Origin of the sequence: Sphingobium lactosutens DS20 (genome assembly GCF_000445105.1) — a bacterium.
GTDB classification, from domain to species: Bacteria; Pseudomonadota; Alphaproteobacteria; order Sphingomonadales; family Sphingomonadaceae; genus Sphingobium; species Sphingobium lactosutens.
Genome location: NZ_ATDP01000106.1, coordinates 53508 through 69794, shown reverse-complemented (window position 1 = coordinate 69794; position 16287 = coordinate 53508). Strand labels below are relative to the sequence as shown.

The window sequence follows — 16287 nt, the reverse complement described above, 5'->3', positions numbered from 1 at the left end:
GCCTCACACCTTCGCCGCCCTGAGCCGAAGTGAGTTGAGCACAACCGAAATCGACGAGGCGCTCATGGCGAAGGCGGCGAACATCGGGCTGATGAGGATGCCGAAGAACGGGAACAGGACGCCCGCGGCGACCGGCACGCCTGCGCTGTTGTAGATCAGCGCGAAGAACAGGTTCTGGCGGATGTTGCGCATCGTCGCGCGGGCAAGCCGCCGGGCGCGCACGATGCCGTCGAGATTGCCTTTCACCAGCGTGATCCCCGCGCTCTCGATCGCCACATCGGCGCCGGTGCCCATGGCGATGCCGACATCGGCCTGGGCGAGCGCGGGCGCGTCGTTCACGCCGTCGCCCGCCATGGCGACTTTCTTGCCTTCCTCTTGCAGCTCGCGGATGATCCGGGCCTTGTCCTCTGGCAGGACGTCGGCGCGGATCTCGTCGATGCCGAGACGCGCGGCGACGGCCTTGGCGGTGCGTTCATTGTCGCCGGTCGCCATGATGATCCGGAAGCCGAGGTCATGTAGCGCCTTGATGGCGTCGGGTGTGGTTTCCTTGACCGGGTCGGTGACGCTCACCAGGCCGGCGATCGCGCCGTCGAGGATGACGAACATGACCGTTTCGCCCTCATCGCGCCGGGCATTGGCCTTTTCAGCCAGTCCGGCACCTTCCAGCCCCAAGTCGCGGACGAGCGCGATATTGCCGAGCGCGACCGCCTTGCCGTCCACGGTGCCCTTCACGCCCTTGCCGGTGATCGCCTCGAAATCGCTCGCCTCGTCCATCGCCACACCGCGCTCCTCGGCACCGCGCACGATCGCTTCGGCGAGCGGGTGTTCCGAGCCGCGCTCCAGCGTGGCGGCGAGACGGAGCACTTCGCCTTCGTCATGGCCCGGCTCGGGCATCACGGCGACGAGCCTTGGTTTGCCTTCGGTCAGCGTGCCGGTCTTGTCGATCATCAGCGTGTCGATCTTCTCGAACCGCTCCAGCGCTTCGGCATTCTTGATGAGCACGCCCGCCTGCGCGCCGCGTCCGGTGGCCGTCATGATCGACATCGGCGTCGCCAGGCCCAATGCACAGGGGCAGGCGATGATCAGCACGGCGACCGCCGCGATCAGCGCATAGGAGAGCGCGGGCGCCGGACCCCAAACGGCCCAGGCAATGAACGCCAGCACCGCGATGCCGATCACGACAGGCACGAAGAAGCCTGCGACCTTGTCGGCATATTTCTGGATCGGCGCGCGCGAGCGCTGGGCGTTCGAGACCATCTCGACGATCTGCGAGAGCATCGTCTCGGAGCCGACGCGGGTCGCCTCCATGACAAGGCTGCCCGTGCCGTTGATCGTCGCGCCGGTGACGGGATCGCCGGCGACCTTCTCGACCGGGACGGGCTCGCCCGAGATCATGCTCTCATCGACCGAGGAGCGGCCATCAACCACAACGCCGTCGACCGGCACCTTGTCGCCCGGCCGCACGCGCAGCCGGTCGCCGACCTGGACATCCTCCAGCGCGACCTCTTCCTCGCTGCCGTCCGCGCCGATCCTCCGCGCGGTCTTGGCGGCGAGATCGAGCAGCGCCCGGATCGCCTTGCCGGTGCCCTCGCGGGCGCGCAGTTCCATGATCTGCCCCAGCAGCACCAGCGTGACGATGACGGCGGCGGCCTCGAAATAGACGCCGACATGGCCCTCCGGATCGCGAAAACCGTCAGGGAATATCCCCGGCGCCAGGACCGCGACCACGCTGAACAGCCAGGCGGCCATCACCCCCATGCCGATCAGTGAGAACATGTTGAGGTTCATCGTGCGGAACGAATTCCAGCCGCGCACGAGAAACGGCCAGCCGCTATAGAGCACCACCGGCGTGCCGAGGATCAGCTCGATCCACAGCGTCGCGCGCTCGCCGAATATCTCGCGCACACCGCCCAGGCCGACATAGGGCCCCATGGTGAAGACCAGCAGCGGCACGGTAAGCACCGCGCCGATCCAGAAGCGGCGGGTGAAGTCGACCAGTTCGGGATTGGGCCCTTCATCGAGCATTGCGGCCGATTCCAGCTCGAGTCCCATGCCGCAGATCGGGCAGGAACCGGGTTTGGTCTGCCGGACCTCCGGGTGCATCGGGCAGGTATAGACGGCGCCGCCATAGCCGGCGGGAACCGTGTCGTACTTACCTGCCGCGGCCCCTGCGGACTGATGCGTTTCATGACCGTGGCAATGCGAATGCTCCTGCGCCGGCGCATCCTCTGCCGGCACGAGGTGCATGCCGCATTTGGGGCAATCGCCGGGCCCTTCCTGTCGGACTTCGGGGTGCATCGGGCATGTGTAGGTCGTCATCGTTCGATTCTCCGGCGGCTCTTGTCTCTGTCCCCGTCCTGCCCGCTCCGGATCATTGCGGTGTGTGGCCCTGATGCTGGCTGTGGTCGGCGGTGCCCTGATGTTGCGCGTGGCCATCATGGCCCGTCGCCAAATGGTCTCTAGTCCCGTCCATCATGCCACAATGCGCCATGTCCGCATGGCCATCGGCGGAACCATGGGCCATGCCCTGTCCGCTCATCTGCCCGGGGTTCATTTGACCATGATCCATCTGACCACTGTTCATCGTCCCGTGGTTCATCATCGGGCACGACGTTTCGCCGCTTTCATCCGTCTTCGCCTGGCCATGGTCCTGATGTCCGCTTTGCGCGCCCGTCGTTTGCTGGGCCAGCAGCGTGGCGGGAGTGGCGAGAGCGAAAGCGGCGAGTCCAAAAACGAGCTTTTTCATTGCGGTGATTCCTTGAAAGGCCTTCGAGCGCGTCCGAAGGTCAGTTGTAGCTGTTGAAGACGGAGCGGCCCGCCTCGCCGAATGCGATGACCTGATAGGGTTGGGCCCGGTCGCCCATCTCCATGCCGGGCGAACCGAGCGGCATACCGGCGACCGCGAGGCCGCGAACGCCGGCCGGGCGTTCCCTGAGCAACCGCTGGATATCCGCGGCGGGCACATGGCCCTCGATCACATAGCCGCCCACCACCATCGTATGGCAGGAGCGCAACGCTTCGGGCACGCCGTTGTCGTCCTTGACGGCCGCCATGTCGGCGCTGTCCTTCACAGCGATCTCTGCATTCATGCCATGACGGACGTGTTCGGCCCATTGTTCGCAGCAGCCGCACGACGGGTCCCGGAACATGGTGTACTCGGCGGCCTGCGCCGCATTCGAACAGGCGCCGAGCGCGAACAGAAGCGCCGAAGCCATCGCCGGTCGAAAGCGGTTTACACGGGGCATTTGCACATCGTTTCTCCGGTTGGGCGGGCCGAAACTACAGGCCCCGATATCCCCGCTACGCGCGAGGCGACCTTACCCCTCACTTTTTTTTGAGGGGCGTGAAGCGTTCAGGCGTATGAGGGCTATGACGCGCGGATGCGTATGAGATTACAGTAGAAAGCGAGAAGCGAGCGAGATGGATCAGGAAACCCGATTGAACGATGCGCTGCGATCGCTGGGCGACATGCAGTCCGAAGTCGTCCCTGAGGGCTTTATGGACAGCGTCTGGTCGCGTGCCGGGGAAATGGCCGAGGCCGCGAACGCACGTCGGCGTCTCGCCCTTTTCGCGGTCATATTCGCTGCCGGCATGGGCGGCGGGATTGGCACGATCCAGACACCGGCAAAGGCCGAGCCGACATCGCACGAGCTTTTCGCCGGCGCCGACCTTTCACCTGCCGTTCTGCTGCACGTCGAGCCGTGAAGCTATCGGGTCTCCACATCGTCCTTGCTGTCCTGCTTGCCATGGCCGCGGGATGTATCGGCGCCTTCGTTGCCGGACAGTGGTGGACGCAGCCGCAAAGCCAGGGCTTGCATGATTTCGTACACGACGAACTCGACCTCAGCCCGGATCAGAGCGCCAGGCTGGAGCAGCTTGAACACCAGTTCGCAACAGAACGTGCAGGACTGGAGGCGAAGCTTCGCTCGGCCAATGTCGATCTGGCGAGAGCCATGGAGGAGGAACATTCCTACGGTCCCAAGGTCGGTGCGGCCATCGATCAGGTCCATGTGCAGATGGGTGAACTCCAGAAGGCAACCGTGCGCCACGTCTTCGCCATGCGGGGCCTGCTTGACCAAACGCAGCAGGAGAAGTTCGATCGGCAAATCTCCAAGTCCCTGACCGGCGATGGCCGCGAATGACGGCTCGTGGCAGGGATCAAGGATACGAACGAAGCTGACCTGATCGAGCAGGTTAAAGCAGGCCAGCGGCGGGCTTTCGACCGCCTCGTCGAGCCTCATGCGCCGCGCTTGCTTGCGCTCGCCCGGCGTATGCTCGCATCGACACCGGAAGCCGAAGAAGCGGTGCAGAACGCGCTCGCATCGGTCTGGATCAATCGCCGACGCCTGGACTCGGGCCGCCCGGTGGGCGGCTATCTGACGACCGTCATTCTAAACAAGTGCCGCGACAGGTTGCGGCGGCGAAAAGCGGCGAGCTTTCTCGGCTTCGGTCAAGGGCTGGAAGAAGCGGTCGCGCCCGACGATGCACCCGATCCCGAGAGTAGCGCACTGGATCGCCAGGAGCTGGCGCGCGTGAAACTGGAAATCGAACGGCTTCCGGTCCGGTTGCGCGAGGCGCTGGTGCTGGTCGCCATCGACGGGCGCAGCCAGCGCGAGGCGGCAGAGCTGCTAGGCGTGTCGGAAAAGACTGTGGAGACCCGCGTCTACCGCGCGCGCAACCGGCTGCGCGAGAAACTGGAATTTTCTTGAGGGGTGAAGCTGCCCGCGGCGTAACGGAGGGCAGACCCTCAAGAACGGACAATCGCGATGACATCGTTAAATCGCCGCAAATTCCTGCATTACAGCGCATACGGAGCGGGCCTGGCAGGTCTCGCGGGCGTCATGCCGGCATGGGCGCGCGGTGCGCATGGCGGGACGCTCGCGCGCAAGGGCAGCGACGTGCTTGCCGGCGAACACCTCACCATGACCGTCGACGATGCGCTGTTCACCACCGGCTCGCGCCGCGGACCGGCCGTGACGATCAATGGCACCCTGCCGGGCCCGTTGCTGCGCCTGAAACAGGGTCAGGACCTTACCGTCGATCTGGTCAATAATGCGTCGGAAGGCACGTCGATCCACTGGCACGGCATGCTGGTCCCGTTCCTGATGGACGGGGTTCCGGGCATCACCATGGCCGCGGTCGAACGCGGAGAAACCTTCCGCTATCGCTTCCCCGTTCGGCAGGCGGGGACCTATTGGTGGCATGCGCACACGCTGCAGGAACCGATGGGCCATTACGGCCCGATCGTCATCGATCCGATCGAGCCCGATCCGTTCGAATATGATCGCGAATATGTGCTGATGCTGACCGACTGGTCGCCGATGAGCCCGCACGAGATCATGCGCAAGCTCAAGGTCGGCGAAGGCTATTTCAACTATCAGCAGACGAGCTGGACCGACAAATATCCGCTGACCGGCGAGCAGCGCCGCATGTGGGCGCAGATGCGGATGATGCCGACCGACATTTCGGATGTGACGGGCTCCACCTACACCTTCCTCGTCAACGGCCATGGTCCCGAGGACGGGCTGGAGCTTGCCTATAATCCCGGTGAGCGCATCCGCCTCCGGATCATCAACGGCGCGGCGATGACCTTCTTCAATGTGCGTATCCCCGGCCTGCCGATGACCGTCGTCGCCGCCGACGGGCAGAATATCCGGCCGGTCGAGACCGACGAATTTCAGATGGGCAATGCCGAAACCTATGACGTGATCATCGAGCCCAAGGGCGCCGAGACCTTCGCCTTCGTCGCCGAGGCGATGGACCGCTCCGGAATGGGCATTGCGACGCTGACGAGCAGGCCCGGGTCGAAAGCGGCCTTCCCCCCGTTGCGCGATCCGCCGCTGCTCACCATGGCCGATATGGGCATGAGCGCGAGCGATCCCGGCGCAGACGGCATGAACGGCATGTCCGGCGGGAGCATGCACGACATGCATGGCATGGACGGCATGAGCGGCGCGGACAAGGGCGGCGACATGGCCGGAATGGAGATGTCGGGCGGCATGAACATGCGCGACACTTCGCTGCTGCCGCCCAACGTCAAGGCCGGCCCCGGGCTCGATATGGTGGCGATGAACCCGGTCGACCGGATGGGCGACCCGGGGGTCGGCCTCGCCGAAGTCGGGCACCGGGTGCTCGACTACATGCAGCTCGTCGCAGCGAAGCCCAACCCCGATGACCGTCGCCCGACGCGGCTGAAGGAAATCCACCTAACCGGCAACATGGAGCGGTACATGTGGTCGTTCGACGGGCAGAAATTCTCCGCCGTCACCGACCAGCCGATCCGCTTCGCCTATAACGAGCGCGTCCGGGTCAAGCTCGTCAATGATACGATGATGGCGCACCCCATCCATCTGCACGGCCATTTCTTCGAACTGGTCAACGGCGCCCCTCCGGGCCACCAGCCGATGAAGCACACGATCGTCGTGCAACCGGGCGGCTCCGCCCAGTTCGACCTCACCGCCAATGAACCCGGCGACTGGGCGTTTCACTGCCACCTGATCTACCACATGCACACCGGCATGTTTCAGGTCGTCACCGTCCGCCCCCTCGACGGAGGAGACCAGTGATGCGCACCGCGATCTTCCTTCTCCCGCTCCTCGCGCTGGCCACCCCGGCGCTCGCGCAGGAACATGCCGGGCACGACATGGGCGAGCAGCCGCAGACGGCGACGCCCGACGCACCGGATAGCGGCGCGATGGACCACAATGCGATGGACCATGGCATGATGGACCGGAACCAGCCGGACCACAGCCATAGGGATCATGCCCGGATGGAGCAGGATGCCATGGCATCGGGCACCGCCGCCGACGATCCCATTCCGCAGGGGCCGCCGCCGCCCGAGGCCTTCGAGGGTCCGGCATTTGCTGCGGACGCCTTTGTCGGCGTCGATCGCATGGCCACGTCCCGCACCCAGGTGGTGAAGCAGGTCAGCGGCGAAATGCCCGTCTACTGGTTCCAGGCCGAACGCGCCGAATATCGCGCGCGAGGAGGCAAGGACGGCTATCTATGGGACGTACAGGGCTATTATGGCGGCGATATCGACAAGCTGTGGCTCAAGTCCGAAGGCGAAGGCAGTTTCGGGGAAAAGCCCGAAAGCGCCGAGGTGCAGGCGCTATGGAGCCACGCCATCGGCCCGTGGTGGGATCTTCAGACAGGCGTGCGGCAGGATCTTACCGGCCCCACCCGCACCCACGCGGTCGTCGGCTTGCAGGGACTTGTCCCCTATGAGTTCGAAATCGATGCCGCCGCCTTCCTGTCGGACAAGGGCGACCTGACCGGCCGCATCGAAGCCGAAATCGACCAGCGCATTACCCAGCGGCTGATCCTGCAACCGCGCGCCGAGGTGAATCTGTCCGCGCAGGACATTCCCGAACTCGGCATCGGCGCGGGTCTCGACACGGCGGAGCTGGGTATCCGCCTGCGCTACGAATTCGTTCGCGAATTCGCGCCGTACATCGGCATCGAACAGGAATGGAAAGTGGGCGACAGCGCCGACTATGCCCGCGCGGCAGGCGAAGATCCGAGCGTCACCAACTATGTCGTTGGGGTGCGCTTCTGGTTCTGACGCTGTGCTCGGATTTCCTCCCGCAACTGTAATGAATCGGCATGGGCGGCGTCAATTGATGGGAACGGACGATCATGGCGAAGAACGAGCGCACATCACGTCAGGCACGCGAAGAGCCTGAATTGGAGGCCGCAAAGCCTGCGGACGCGGCCGTTCGCCGTGCCTTGATCGAAGCCCGCGAGGAGTTTTTGCTCTTCCTCTATCAACGGGTCGGCAACAGGAGCGATGCCGAGGAACTGCTTCAGAAATTTTCGCTGAAAGCGCTCGAACGGGCGGCGCAGTTGCGCGACATTCGCAGCGTGCGTGGTTGGCTCGGTCGCATTCTCGCGACAACGCTGATCGACCATCATCGCCATACCGGTCGCCACCGCAATAGGGAAATCGGCACGGACCCGTCCGATCTGGAAAGTCTGGCAATCGAACCGGACCATGAAATGGACGAGGCGATCTGCAACTGCCTGCACAAACTCCTGCCTACCTTGAAGCCCGAATATGCCGACGTCCTGTGGCGTTCGGACATTCTGGACGAACCAAGGGATCGCATCGCTGCGAGCCTCGGAACGACGCTGAACAATGTGACGGTGCGTCTTCATCGGGCGAGGCAGACGCTGCGCAAGCGGCTCGAGGAAATGTGCCTGTCCTGCCCGACGCACGGATTCCTGCAATGCGAGTGCGAAGAGATCGAACAGGCGAAAGCAAAGCACGGAAATTTGAAAGGGAAAGACCTCGATGAACGGCAATGAAGAGAGTGCGGCGACAGGCTTCGGGCAAATGAACGACTTGCTCGCTTGGTGGAAGCTCCCGATCGCCAACGGTGCGGGCATAGTGCAAGGCAATCTGCGCGGCGCTCAAACCCTCGCCCGCGAACTCCAGAAGGTTCTGACCGAGAGCTTCAGTTCGGAAGTCAGCGCAACGGTCGAAAGCAATGAACGCCTCCGTCAAGCGTTTCAGGATATGCTGCAATTCGGGCAGCCGCAAAACTTGCTGGCGGCCGAAGCCGAGATTTTGTCTCTCTTCGTCGAGCGTTCGTCGCAGCAGGCCAAGCGCTGGTCGCAAACGACGCAGAAGATCGGCGAGTGCTGCATGGCGATGGCGCACGATATGGCGGGTGAAACGCGCCGGCAGGCGGCCGAGCACGAGAAGTCCTCGCCGAAGCCCGGGAAGCCGCAAAGCGGCGCGGCTTCGTAACGGGCATGAATACGCTTCTATACTTCGCCTTCTGGGCCGGTCTCTTTTTCGTAATGATGCGGTTTGGTTGCGGCGCCCATGTGATGGGTCACGGCCATAGCGGCCATTCGGGAGGCCATTCCGGGTCGACCGGAGGCGGACAGCCCAATTGGGCTCCCCCAGAAAGCGCTATTGATCCGGTGTGCGGCAGAAAGGTCGAAACGAACACCGCGAAATCCAGCGTTTACGGTGGCCAGGTCTATTATTTCTGCTCGGCCGAACATCGCGATGCGTTCGAGACCGGGCCCGCTCGGTATCTTGACGATGAAGCAGGACCGATCGCCAGGGAGCATCAGCATGGCTGAACCGGCAATGACGGTACAAAGTCGCACGGGGAATTCGGTTCAGGCGATAACCGCAGTCCGACAGATTCCGCTTGTCACCTTCGGCACGAGCTTCGGGATATTTCTCGCGATCACCTATGTGCTCTGCGTCGGCCATGACCTGCTCTTTCCGGCACAGGCGATGCATCCAAGCTGGGAGCGCTTGCTGCCCGGCTTCATCTGGCTGGACTGGCCCAGCTTCATCTTGGGTCTGATCGAGAGCTTCGCTTACGCCTGGTACGTCGCGCTGATCTTCTGCCCCTTGTTCAACTTTCTGGCAGCACGGACAAAACGCGGGAGGCAAGCATGACCGACACTCACCAATCACAGCCGACCGGCGCCAAGAGACCCAAAGCCTCGCGCTCCGCAACGGAATCGCCGCCAGCCCGCGTAGAGCCGACAACTACCCTTCCAGCGGTCATTCCTCATCAGGACGACCGCACGGACGAAAACCCGTGGCTAGGCTTCTGGGCGTATCAGCGAGACGTCTGGGAGCGCGGTATTCTGTTCTGGGACGCGCTTCGACAGCGTGCAGTCAACATGATCGCGCACGAACGTGCGGGGAAACCGCCGTTGCTCGACTTTGAATATGAAATGATCCTCGATGCGCGACGTTTCGACGAACCCGCGAACTATGCGCTGCTGCGTATCACGCGTATCGACGAGGCCTGTCTCGAAGACTGTTTCGACCCGAGCAAGCCACCGGTTGTAGTTATGGATCCGCGCGCCGGGCATGGCCCCGGCATCGGCGGGTTCAAGCGCGATTCCGAAATCGGCATCGCGATGCATCAAGGACATCCGGTCTATTTCGTGTCATTCTTTCCGGAGCCGTGTCCCGGCCAGACGCTCAGGGATGTCCTGCACGCACTGCGTCGCTTCGTTGAGGAAGTGGCGCGCAGGCATACGGGTCAAGCACCCATCCTGTACGGCAATTGTCAGGCCGGTTGGGCCGCCACGCTGCTGTCGGCGGACTGCGAAGGTCTGGTCGGCCCCACCGTCCTCAACGGCTCGCCACTGTCCTACTGGGCCGGTAAGTCGGGCGTAAATCCGATGCGGATCGCCGCAGGCTTCGTCGGCGGGGCATGGATGACGCATTTCCTCGCCGATATCGACGACGGGCGTCTCGACGGGGCGTGGTTGATCGCGAATTTCGAGAATCTGAAGCCTGAGTCCGTATGGGACAAATATGCCAATCTGTTCATGAACGTCGACACGGAACGCGAACGGTTTCTCGAGTTCGAGCGCTGGTGGAATGCCTGGTATTTCCTGAGCCGCGAGGAAATCGTGGCGATCGTCGAGAATCTGTTCATCGGCAACAAGCTCGAAGAGGGCAAGCTGCACGTTTGCGACGGCTGCACGGTGAACTTGCGGCATATCCGCAATCCACTGGTGATATTCGCCTCATACGGCGACAACATCACGCCGCCGCAACAGGCGCTTGACTGGATACCGGCCGTCTATCGCGACACGGCTGATCTCAAGGCTGCCGGGCAGCGCATCGTCTATCTGACCCATCCGCATATAGGGCATCTCGGCATCTTCGTTTCGGCGAAGGTCGCGCGGTTCGAACACCGCGCGATCCTGGAGAGCATTAAGGAGATTTCGGCGCTTCCGCCCGGTCTTTACGAGATGAAGATCGACAATCCCTCAGGCGATCCCGATTGCCACAAACCCGAATACATCGTCCATTTCGAAGAGCGTGACGTCTCCGACATCGAGGTGGACACGCCGCGTCAGGCCTTCGAGCGGGTCAGGGAAATGTCCGAAGCGAACGAGGAAATCTACAGCACGTTCATAAGCCCCTTCGTCCGGAGCCTTTCAAACCCCGCGAGCGCTTCGATGCTCGAATGGCTGCATCCCATGCGGACGAGCCGCTATCTCTTCTCGGAGGAATTCAACCCCTGGATGCGGGTCATCGCTGCGCTGGCGCCGATCGTCGAACGCGGCCGGAAGCCATTGCCGCCCACCGATCGGTTCCGGACGGCCGAACGGGACGCGAGTGAGCGAATTGCCAAGATGATCGAACAGGCTCGCGAGCATCGCGACGTCACCGAGGAAAGAGCTTTCGCGCTGGCTTACGGTGCAGCACCGGGCAAACCGGCGACGGCGTAAAACCAGTGCGCCCTGAATATTCAGCCGGTGCATGCGCTTGCCGCTTGACGGCGGTGGCGTCGGTGATCGGTATCGAATTGTCGAAAGCGGCCTTGGCGAGCACGATGCCGGCATCATTCCCGATCCCCGCCATCGCTGACGGAGCGCTAACATGACTGGCCCGATGATCGAGAACCGCACGTTCGACGACATCGAGATCGGAGATACGGCAAGCGTCACCCGCACGCTCACGCCCGATGACATCCGGTTGTTCGCGGCCGTGTCCGGTGACGTAAACCCGGCGCATATGGACCCGGATTACGCGGAAACCGACATGTTTCACCATGTTGTTGCCCATGGCATGTGGGGTGCGGGCCTGATCTCGGCTGTGCTCGGGACCGAGCTGCCGGGTCCCGGCACGATCTATCGGAGCCAGTCGCTGCGCTTTCTGGCGCCGGTAAGCGTCGGGGACATCATCACCGCCAGCGTGACCGTCACCGAGAAAGCGGAACAGGATCATGTGATTCTGCTCGATTGCCGCTGTGTCAGCGCCGGAGGTCGCGAAGTCATCACCGGACAAGCCGAGGTGGCGGCGCCGAGCGAGAAAGTGTCCCGCCCGCGCGTTCCACTGCCCGAAATACGCCTGATCGGACATGAGGGCCATCGGCGTCTGCTCGAACAAGTCGGCACTCAAGGTCCGATCGAGACGGCAGTCGCCCATCCGTGCAGCCCGGACGCGATCATCGCCGTTGCCGACGCGGCGGGCGGCCGAATGATCACGCCCATTCTGGTCGGTCCGGAGGCGAGGATCAGGCAGAGCGCACAAGCTGCAGGCCGAAGCATCGACACATTCCGGATCGTCGACGTACCACACAGCCATGCCGCCGCGGCAGAAGCGGTGGCGCTTGTGAACAAGGGAGAAGCAGGGCTGCTGATGAAGGGCTCGCTTCACACCGATGAGTTGATGAGCGCGGTGCTTGCGTCCGACGCTGGCCTGCGCACCGAGCGCCGGATCAGTCATGCCTACATCATGGACGTTCCTGGCCATGCCCGTCCGCTCATCATCACTGATGCCGCCATCAACATCGAGCCGACACTGGATGACAAGGCTGACATTCTGCGCAACGCCATAGACCTGGCACATGTAATGGGCATCGAGCGGCCAAAGGTGGCGATCCTCGCGGCTGTGGAGACGATCAACCCGAAGATGCGCACCACGCTGGAGGCGGCCGCGCTGTGCAAGATGGCGGATCGCGGGCAGATCGCCGGCGCAATTGTCGACGGGCCGCTTGCCTTCGACAACGCCGTCAGCGCACAAGCCGCAGAGGAGAAACGCATCGTATCGTCCGTGGCGGGACAGGCCGATATCCTGATGGTACCGAATCTGGAGGCCGGCAACATGCTGGCCAAGCAACTGACCTTTCTCGGCGGGGCGGACGCGGCGGGAGTGGTACTCGGCGCGCGCGTGCCTATCATCCTCACCAGCCGGGCGGACAGCGTACGCACTCGTCTTGCTTCCTGCGCCGTCGCGCTGCTGCTTGCGCGCGCTGCAACCAAGGCGGCACCCGGAACGCTTCAAGGCCGGCCGACGTGACGATCCTGTCCCTTAATGCGGGGTCGTCGAGTATCAAGTTCGCGCTGTTCTCAATGACCGAGGGCGAGCCTCTGCGGCTTGGACACGGTAAGATCGAGGAAATCGGAATCGCACCTTCTCTGGTCGTATGGGGTGCCGATGAGGCTGTAACGCTGGAGCACCGGTGGGAACACACAGCGTTGACCCATGAGGAACTGCTTGGCGATCTGCTGGAGGCTCTGGAAAATCGCCTCGGATCGGGCCTGGAGGCAGTGGGTCACCGTATTGTGCATGGTGGTGAGCAGTTTAGCGCGCCTGTCCGGATCGACGAGGGCGTGCTTTCCATCCTCAGTTCGCTATCCCCGCTTGCCCCTCTGCACCAGCCCCACAACCTTGCGGCCGTGCGTGCCGTAGCTCGCCACCGGCCTAGCCTGCCGCAAGTCGCCTGTTTCGACACGGCATTCCATCATGGCCAACCGCATGTGGCAAGCCGCGTGGCCGTGCCACGCAAACTGGGGGAGCAGGGCGTCCGGCGCTACGGCTTTCATGGGATATCCTATGCCTATATCGCGCGCCGGCTCGCAGAGTTGGACCCGGTGACATCGACAGGCCGGGTGATCGTTGCGCATCTTGGCAACGGTGCCAGCCTGTGCGCGATGAATGGCGGACGCAGCATCGAATCCACCATGGGTTTCACTGCGCTTGACGGGCTGGTTATGGGAACGCGCTGCGGTAGCATCGATCCCGGCATCCTCATATACCTCATGCAACAAGGCATGAGCCTCGGGGCCGTCGAGCACATGCTCTATTCGGAATCGGGGCTGCTCGGTCTATCTGGCGTGTCGAGCGACATGCGAACGCTGCTGGCCAGCCATGATCTTGCTGCGGCTGAGGCCGTCGAACTCTTCGTCTATCGCATCGTGACGCAGGCGGGCGCGCTGGCCGCCTCGCTCGCCGGCCTTGATGCGTTCGTGTTCACCGGCGGTATCGGCGAAAACGCGGCGCAGATTAGGGAGCAGGTGGCAACAGGGCTGCATTGGCTGGGTGCGGGGCTCGATCCATCCGCAAACGAGCGAGGCGACTTCCTCATTAGTACCCCGGAAAGCCGGATTAAGCTGATGGTGCTGCCCACCGACGAGGAACGGATGATCGCCATCGATACTCAGGCCATCCTCAGAGCAAAGCGATCATGAAGGCGCTCGTCGATCTTTCCGGCAAACGCGGGCTGGTGGTCGGCATCGCCAATGGACACAGCATTGCCGCCGGCTGTGCGCAGACATTTCGCGATTGCGGCGCGAGGATCGGCGCGACCTACCTCAACGAGAAGGCCCGCCCCTTTGTGGAGCCGGTCGCCGACGCCCTGGGCGCGGAATGGCTGGTGCCCTGCGACGTGCGCGAACCCGGCCAGACCGAAGCGCTGTTCGAGCGGGTGGAGCGCGAATGGGGGAGCCTCGATTTCCTGCTCCACTCGATCGCTTTCGCGCCCAAGGAAGATCTGCAAGGTCGGGTCGTGGACAGCTCGGCGGAGGGATTTGCCACAGCGATGGACGTGTCCTGCCATTCCTTCCTGGAGATGGCGCGCCGCGCGGAACCGCTCATGCACGGGGGCGGCTGCTTGCTGACCGTCACATTCTACGGCTCCGAGCGCGTGGTTGAGCACTACAATCTGATGGGCCCCGTCAAGGCGGCGCTGGAGAGCGCCACCCGCTACGTCGCGGCCGAACTTGGGCCGAAAGGTATCCGCGCGCATGCGATCTCGCCAGGCCCCATCGCGACACGCGCCGCAAGCGGCATCGACCGGTTCGACGAGATGCTCGATCGCGCAGCCGCCGCCGTTCCGGAACGGCAGCTCGTTACCGTCGCCGATGTCGGCGCCCTCGCTGCGTTCCTGGTCAGCGATGCGGCATGCCGGATTACCGGCACCGTTATTCCTGTTGATAGCGGGCAGCATCTGCTCGCCTGATCGACTTCAACGTTGGAACGCTGAAACCCACCCCTATGGGGCATCCCACTGTAAGCTTCGGCACCCGATTACGTCTTTAGGTGCAGCAAACGAAGTCGGAACCAACGAATGCCTCGCACAAATACCCCGAGACTGCCTCTGATTTCAGGCCTGGTGCACAAGCTTGTGCAGGACGGTCGCCTCACCATCATCGACCGCGCGGGTCATTGTCATCATTTCGGGAGCGAGGATTGCGATGACCATGTGACGGTGCGCCTGCACGACAAGTCCCTCCCGCTGAAATTGGCTTTGTCACCTACACTCGCCTTGGGCGAGGCCTATATGGATGGCCGTATCACGATCGAATCGGGCTCGATCCGAGACCTGCTGAGGATCGCCACCTCCAATCTGCAAGCGCTCGACGAGCATCCCATGCAAGTGATCCGCTCCAAGATCGCGACATTCGCGCCCCTCCGCGGGAGACGTAATCATAAGGCCCAGTCGCGCCGCAATGTCGCGCATCATTACGATCTCTCAGGTACACTTTACGATCTCTTCCTTGATTCCGACCGCCAGTATTCCTGCGGCTATTTCCCACAGGGAACCGAGAGTCTCGACGAGGGACAAGCCGCAAAGAAACGCCATCTGGCCGCAAAACTTCTCCTCTCGCCCGACCAGCGACTGCTTGATATCGGGTGCGGCTGGGGTGGTCTCGCGCTCGAACTCGCACGGACCCATGGCGTGTCGGTACGCGGCATCACCCTGTCTCGAGAACAGCTCCAGGTGGCCCGCTCGCGAGCCGAACAAGAAGATTTCGCTGATCAGGTCCGGTTTGACATGCTGGACTATCGCGACATCGACGAACGGTTCGACCGTATTGTTTCGGTCGGCATGTTCGAACATGTCGGCCCAAGCCACTATGACATGTTCTTTTCGACGATCGCTCGTTCTCTAGCGCCTGACGGCATAGGCGTCATTCACTCGATCGGACGCAGGTCCCCGCCAGGAAGCGATGACCCCTGGATCTCAAAGTACATTTTCCCCGGCGGATATGTTCCGGCCCTCTCGGAAGTTCTGGGCGCAGCCGAGCGAAGCGGGCTCTGGGTGACCGACGTCGAGATTCTAAGGCTGCATTATGCAGACACGCTACTCCATTGGTATGATCGCTTTCAGCAAAACCGTGCCCGAGCGTGCGCGCTTTATGACGAGCGTTTCTGCCGCATGTGGGAGTTCTATCTCGCCGCCTGTGAAATGGCCTTCCGCCAAGGAGACCTCATGGTTTTTCAGCTCCAGGTCACCCGTCGACGCGACGCTGTGCCGCGTACGCGGGATTATATGTTCGCGGCGGAAACGGGCCGCTGACGTGACCTGCCGACTCGAGTTGCTCCGGCCTGACAAGCGGAGGGCGCCGATTTTTGGACGAGAGCAGCGGTGCTTCGCACCGCTAGTCTAAGCGAGCGGATCGGCCAGCCATCCTTTGGCCGCGGCGTTCACTTCCTGCATGTAGTCGACGAATGCGCGTACGACGGGATCATCTTGGGCCGACTGGGAATCAGCAGATGGACCG

General features: G+C 63.0%; 17 protein-coding genes. 14 read left to right on the top strand and 3 right to left on the bottom strand.

What is annotated here, in order from left to right:
* Nucleotides 1-3: 3 nt before the first annotated feature.
* From RLDS_RS49190 to RLDS_RS49180, 3 genes are read right to left on the bottom strand one after another with little or no spacing between them, the layout of a single operon-like run.
* Nucleotides 4-2319: a copper-transporting P-type ATPase gene (locus tag RLDS_RS49190; RefSeq protein WP_236616911.1), complete on the bottom strand. Its 2316-nt coding sequence runs from the start codon at nucleotides 2317-2319 to the stop codon at nucleotides 4-6.
* Nucleotides 2320-2371: 52 nt separating this feature from the next.
* On the bottom strand, nucleotides 2372-2746 hold the full coding sequence (locus tag RLDS_RS49185) for a hypothetical protein (protein ID WP_021227798.1): 375 nt from the start codon (nucleotides 2744-2746) through the stop codon (nucleotides 2372-2374).
* A gap of 40 nt (nucleotides 2747-2786) precedes the next feature.
* Entirely contained in the window at nucleotides 2787-3215 is a 429-nt protein-coding gene (locus RLDS_RS49180; protein ID WP_021227797.1) for a DUF411 domain-containing protein, read from the bottom strand.
* Between the two features lie 205 nt (nucleotides 3216-3420).
* Between RLDS_RS49180 and RLDS_RS0128805 the strand changes: the two genes are divergently transcribed.
* The 14 genes from RLDS_RS0128805 to RLDS_RS49130 all read left to right on the top strand — a co-directional run bounded on the left by RLDS_RS0128805 (nucleotide 3421) and on the right by RLDS_RS49130 (nucleotide 16082).
* Nucleotides 3421-3705 carry a hypothetical protein gene (locus tag RLDS_RS0128805; protein WP_021227796.1) on the top strand — a complete coding sequence of 95 codons (285 nt, stop codon included), beginning with the start codon at nucleotides 3421-3423 and terminating at the stop codon, nucleotides 3703-3705.
* 41 nt (nucleotides 3706-3746) lie between these two features.
* Nucleotides 3747-4142, top strand: coding sequence for a Spy/CpxP family protein refolding chaperone (locus RLDS_RS0128800; RefSeq protein WP_052034204.1), 396 nt, complete (start codon nucleotides 3747-3749; stop codon nucleotides 4140-4142).
* 6 nt (nucleotides 4143-4148) lie between these two features.
* Entirely contained in the window at nucleotides 4149-4709 is a 561-nt protein-coding gene (locus tag RLDS_RS0128795; protein ID WP_031298847.1) for an RNA polymerase sigma factor, read from the top strand.
* Between the two features lie 57 nt (nucleotides 4710-4766).
* A complete protein-coding gene (locus RLDS_RS49175; protein ID WP_021227793.1) occupies nucleotides 4767-6566 on the top strand; it encodes a copper resistance system multicopper oxidase in 1800 nt (599 codons plus the stop codon).
* Entirely contained in the window at nucleotides 6566-7564 is a 999-nt protein-coding gene (locus tag RLDS_RS49170; RefSeq protein WP_021227792.1) for a copper resistance protein B, read from the top strand. The genes RLDS_RS49175 and RLDS_RS49170 overlap by 1 nt, the downstream gene beginning before the upstream one ends.
* Before the next feature lie 74 nt (nucleotides 7565-7638).
* The gene (locus tag RLDS_RS49165) at nucleotides 7639-8307 is read left to right on the top strand and encodes an RNA polymerase sigma factor (protein ID WP_021227791.1); all 669 of its coding nucleotides are present in this window, start codon (nucleotides 7639-7641) and stop codon (nucleotides 8305-8307) included.
* Nucleotides 8294-8752, top strand: coding sequence for a hypothetical protein (locus tag RLDS_RS49160; protein WP_021227790.1), 459 nt, complete (start codon nucleotides 8294-8296; stop codon nucleotides 8750-8752). The genes RLDS_RS49165 and RLDS_RS49160 overlap by 14 nt, the downstream gene beginning before the upstream one ends.
* A gap of 5 nt (nucleotides 8753-8757) precedes the next feature.
* The gene (locus tag RLDS_RS57310; RefSeq protein WP_021227789.1) at nucleotides 8758-9096 is read left to right on the top strand and encodes a YHS domain-containing protein; all 339 of its coding nucleotides are present in this window, start codon (nucleotides 8758-8760) and stop codon (nucleotides 9094-9096) included.
* Nucleotides 9089-9424, top strand: coding sequence for a DUF5676 family membrane protein (locus RLDS_RS0128790; protein ID WP_021227788.1), 336 nt, complete (start codon nucleotides 9089-9091; stop codon nucleotides 9422-9424). Before RLDS_RS57310 ends, RLDS_RS0128790 begins: the two co-directional genes overlap by 8 nt.
* Nucleotides 9421-11226 carry a DUF3141 domain-containing protein gene (locus RLDS_RS49150; protein ID WP_084514945.1) on the top strand — a complete coding sequence of 602 codons (1806 nt, stop codon included), beginning with the start codon at nucleotides 9421-9423 and terminating at the stop codon, nucleotides 11224-11226. Before RLDS_RS0128790 ends, RLDS_RS49150 begins: the two co-directional genes overlap by 4 nt.
* A 151-nt stretch (nucleotides 11227-11377) precedes the next feature.
* Complete coding sequence (locus tag RLDS_RS49145) at nucleotides 11378-12799, top strand: bifunctional enoyl-CoA hydratase/phosphate acetyltransferase (protein ID WP_021227785.1); 1422 nt, start codon at nucleotides 11378-11380, stop codon at nucleotides 12797-12799.
* On the top strand, nucleotides 12796-13971 hold the full coding sequence (locus RLDS_RS49140) for an acetate/propionate family kinase (protein WP_021227784.1): 1176 nt from the start codon (nucleotides 12796-12798) through the stop codon (nucleotides 13969-13971). The genes RLDS_RS49145 and RLDS_RS49140 overlap by 4 nt, the downstream gene beginning before the upstream one ends.
* The gene (gene fabI / locus RLDS_RS49135) at nucleotides 13968-14741 is read left to right on the top strand and encodes an enoyl-ACP reductase FabI (protein ID WP_021227783.1); all 774 of its coding nucleotides are present in this window, start codon (nucleotides 13968-13970) and stop codon (nucleotides 14739-14741) included. The genes RLDS_RS49140 and fabI overlap by 4 nt, the downstream gene beginning before the upstream one ends.
* A 153-nt stretch (nucleotides 14742-14894) precedes the next feature.
* On the top strand, nucleotides 14895-16082 hold the full coding sequence (locus RLDS_RS49130) for an SAM-dependent methyltransferase (protein WP_236616910.1): 1188 nt from the start codon (nucleotides 14895-14897) through the stop codon (nucleotides 16080-16082).
* The last annotated feature ends 205 nt before the right edge of the window (nucleotides 16083-16287 follow it).

Coding starts and splice junctions, on each gene's coding strand:
- RLDS_RS49190 (WP_236616911.1), bottom strand. CDS start 2,319: ATGACGACCTACACATGCCCGATGCACCCCGAAGTCCGACAGGAAGGG.
- RLDS_RS49185 (WP_021227798.1), bottom strand. CDS start 2,746: ATGAAAAAGCTCGTTTTTGGACTCGCCGCTTTCGCTCTCGCCACTCCC.
- RLDS_RS49180 (WP_021227797.1), bottom strand. CDS start 3,215: ATGGCTTCGGCGCTTCTGTTCGCGCTCGGCGCCTGTTCGAATGCGGCG.
- RLDS_RS0128805 (WP_021227796.1), top strand. CDS start 3,421: ATGGATCAGGAAACCCGATTGAACGATGCGCTGCGATCGCTGGGCGAC.
- RLDS_RS0128800 (WP_052034204.1), top strand. CDS start 3,747: ATGGCCGCGGGATGTATCGGCGCCTTCGTTGCCGGACAGTGGTGGACG.
- RLDS_RS49175 (WP_021227793.1), top strand. CDS start 4,767: ATGACATCGTTAAATCGCCGCAAATTCCTGCATTACAGCGCATACGGA.
- RLDS_RS49170 (WP_021227792.1), top strand. CDS start 6,566: ATGCGCACCGCGATCTTCCTTCTCCCGCTCCTCGCGCTGGCCACCCCG.
- RLDS_RS49165 (WP_021227791.1), top strand. CDS start 7,639: ATGGCGAAGAACGAGCGCACATCACGTCAGGCACGCGAAGAGCCTGAA.
- RLDS_RS49160 (WP_021227790.1), top strand. CDS start 8,294: ATGAACGGCAATGAAGAGAGTGCGGCGACAGGCTTCGGGCAAATGAAC.
- RLDS_RS57310 (WP_021227789.1), top strand. CDS start 8,758: ATGAATACGCTTCTATACTTCGCCTTCTGGGCCGGTCTCTTTTTCGTA.
- RLDS_RS0128790 (WP_021227788.1), top strand. CDS start 9,089: ATGGCTGAACCGGCAATGACGGTACAAAGTCGCACGGGGAATTCGGTT.
- RLDS_RS49150 (WP_084514945.1), top strand. CDS start 9,421: ATGACCGACACTCACCAATCACAGCCGACCGGCGCCAAGAGACCCAAA.
- RLDS_RS49145 (WP_021227785.1), top strand. CDS start 11,378: ATGACTGGCCCGATGATCGAGAACCGCACGTTCGACGACATCGAGATC.
- fabI (WP_021227783.1), top strand. CDS start 13,968: ATGAAGGCGCTCGTCGATCTTTCCGGCAAACGCGGGCTGGTGGTCGGC.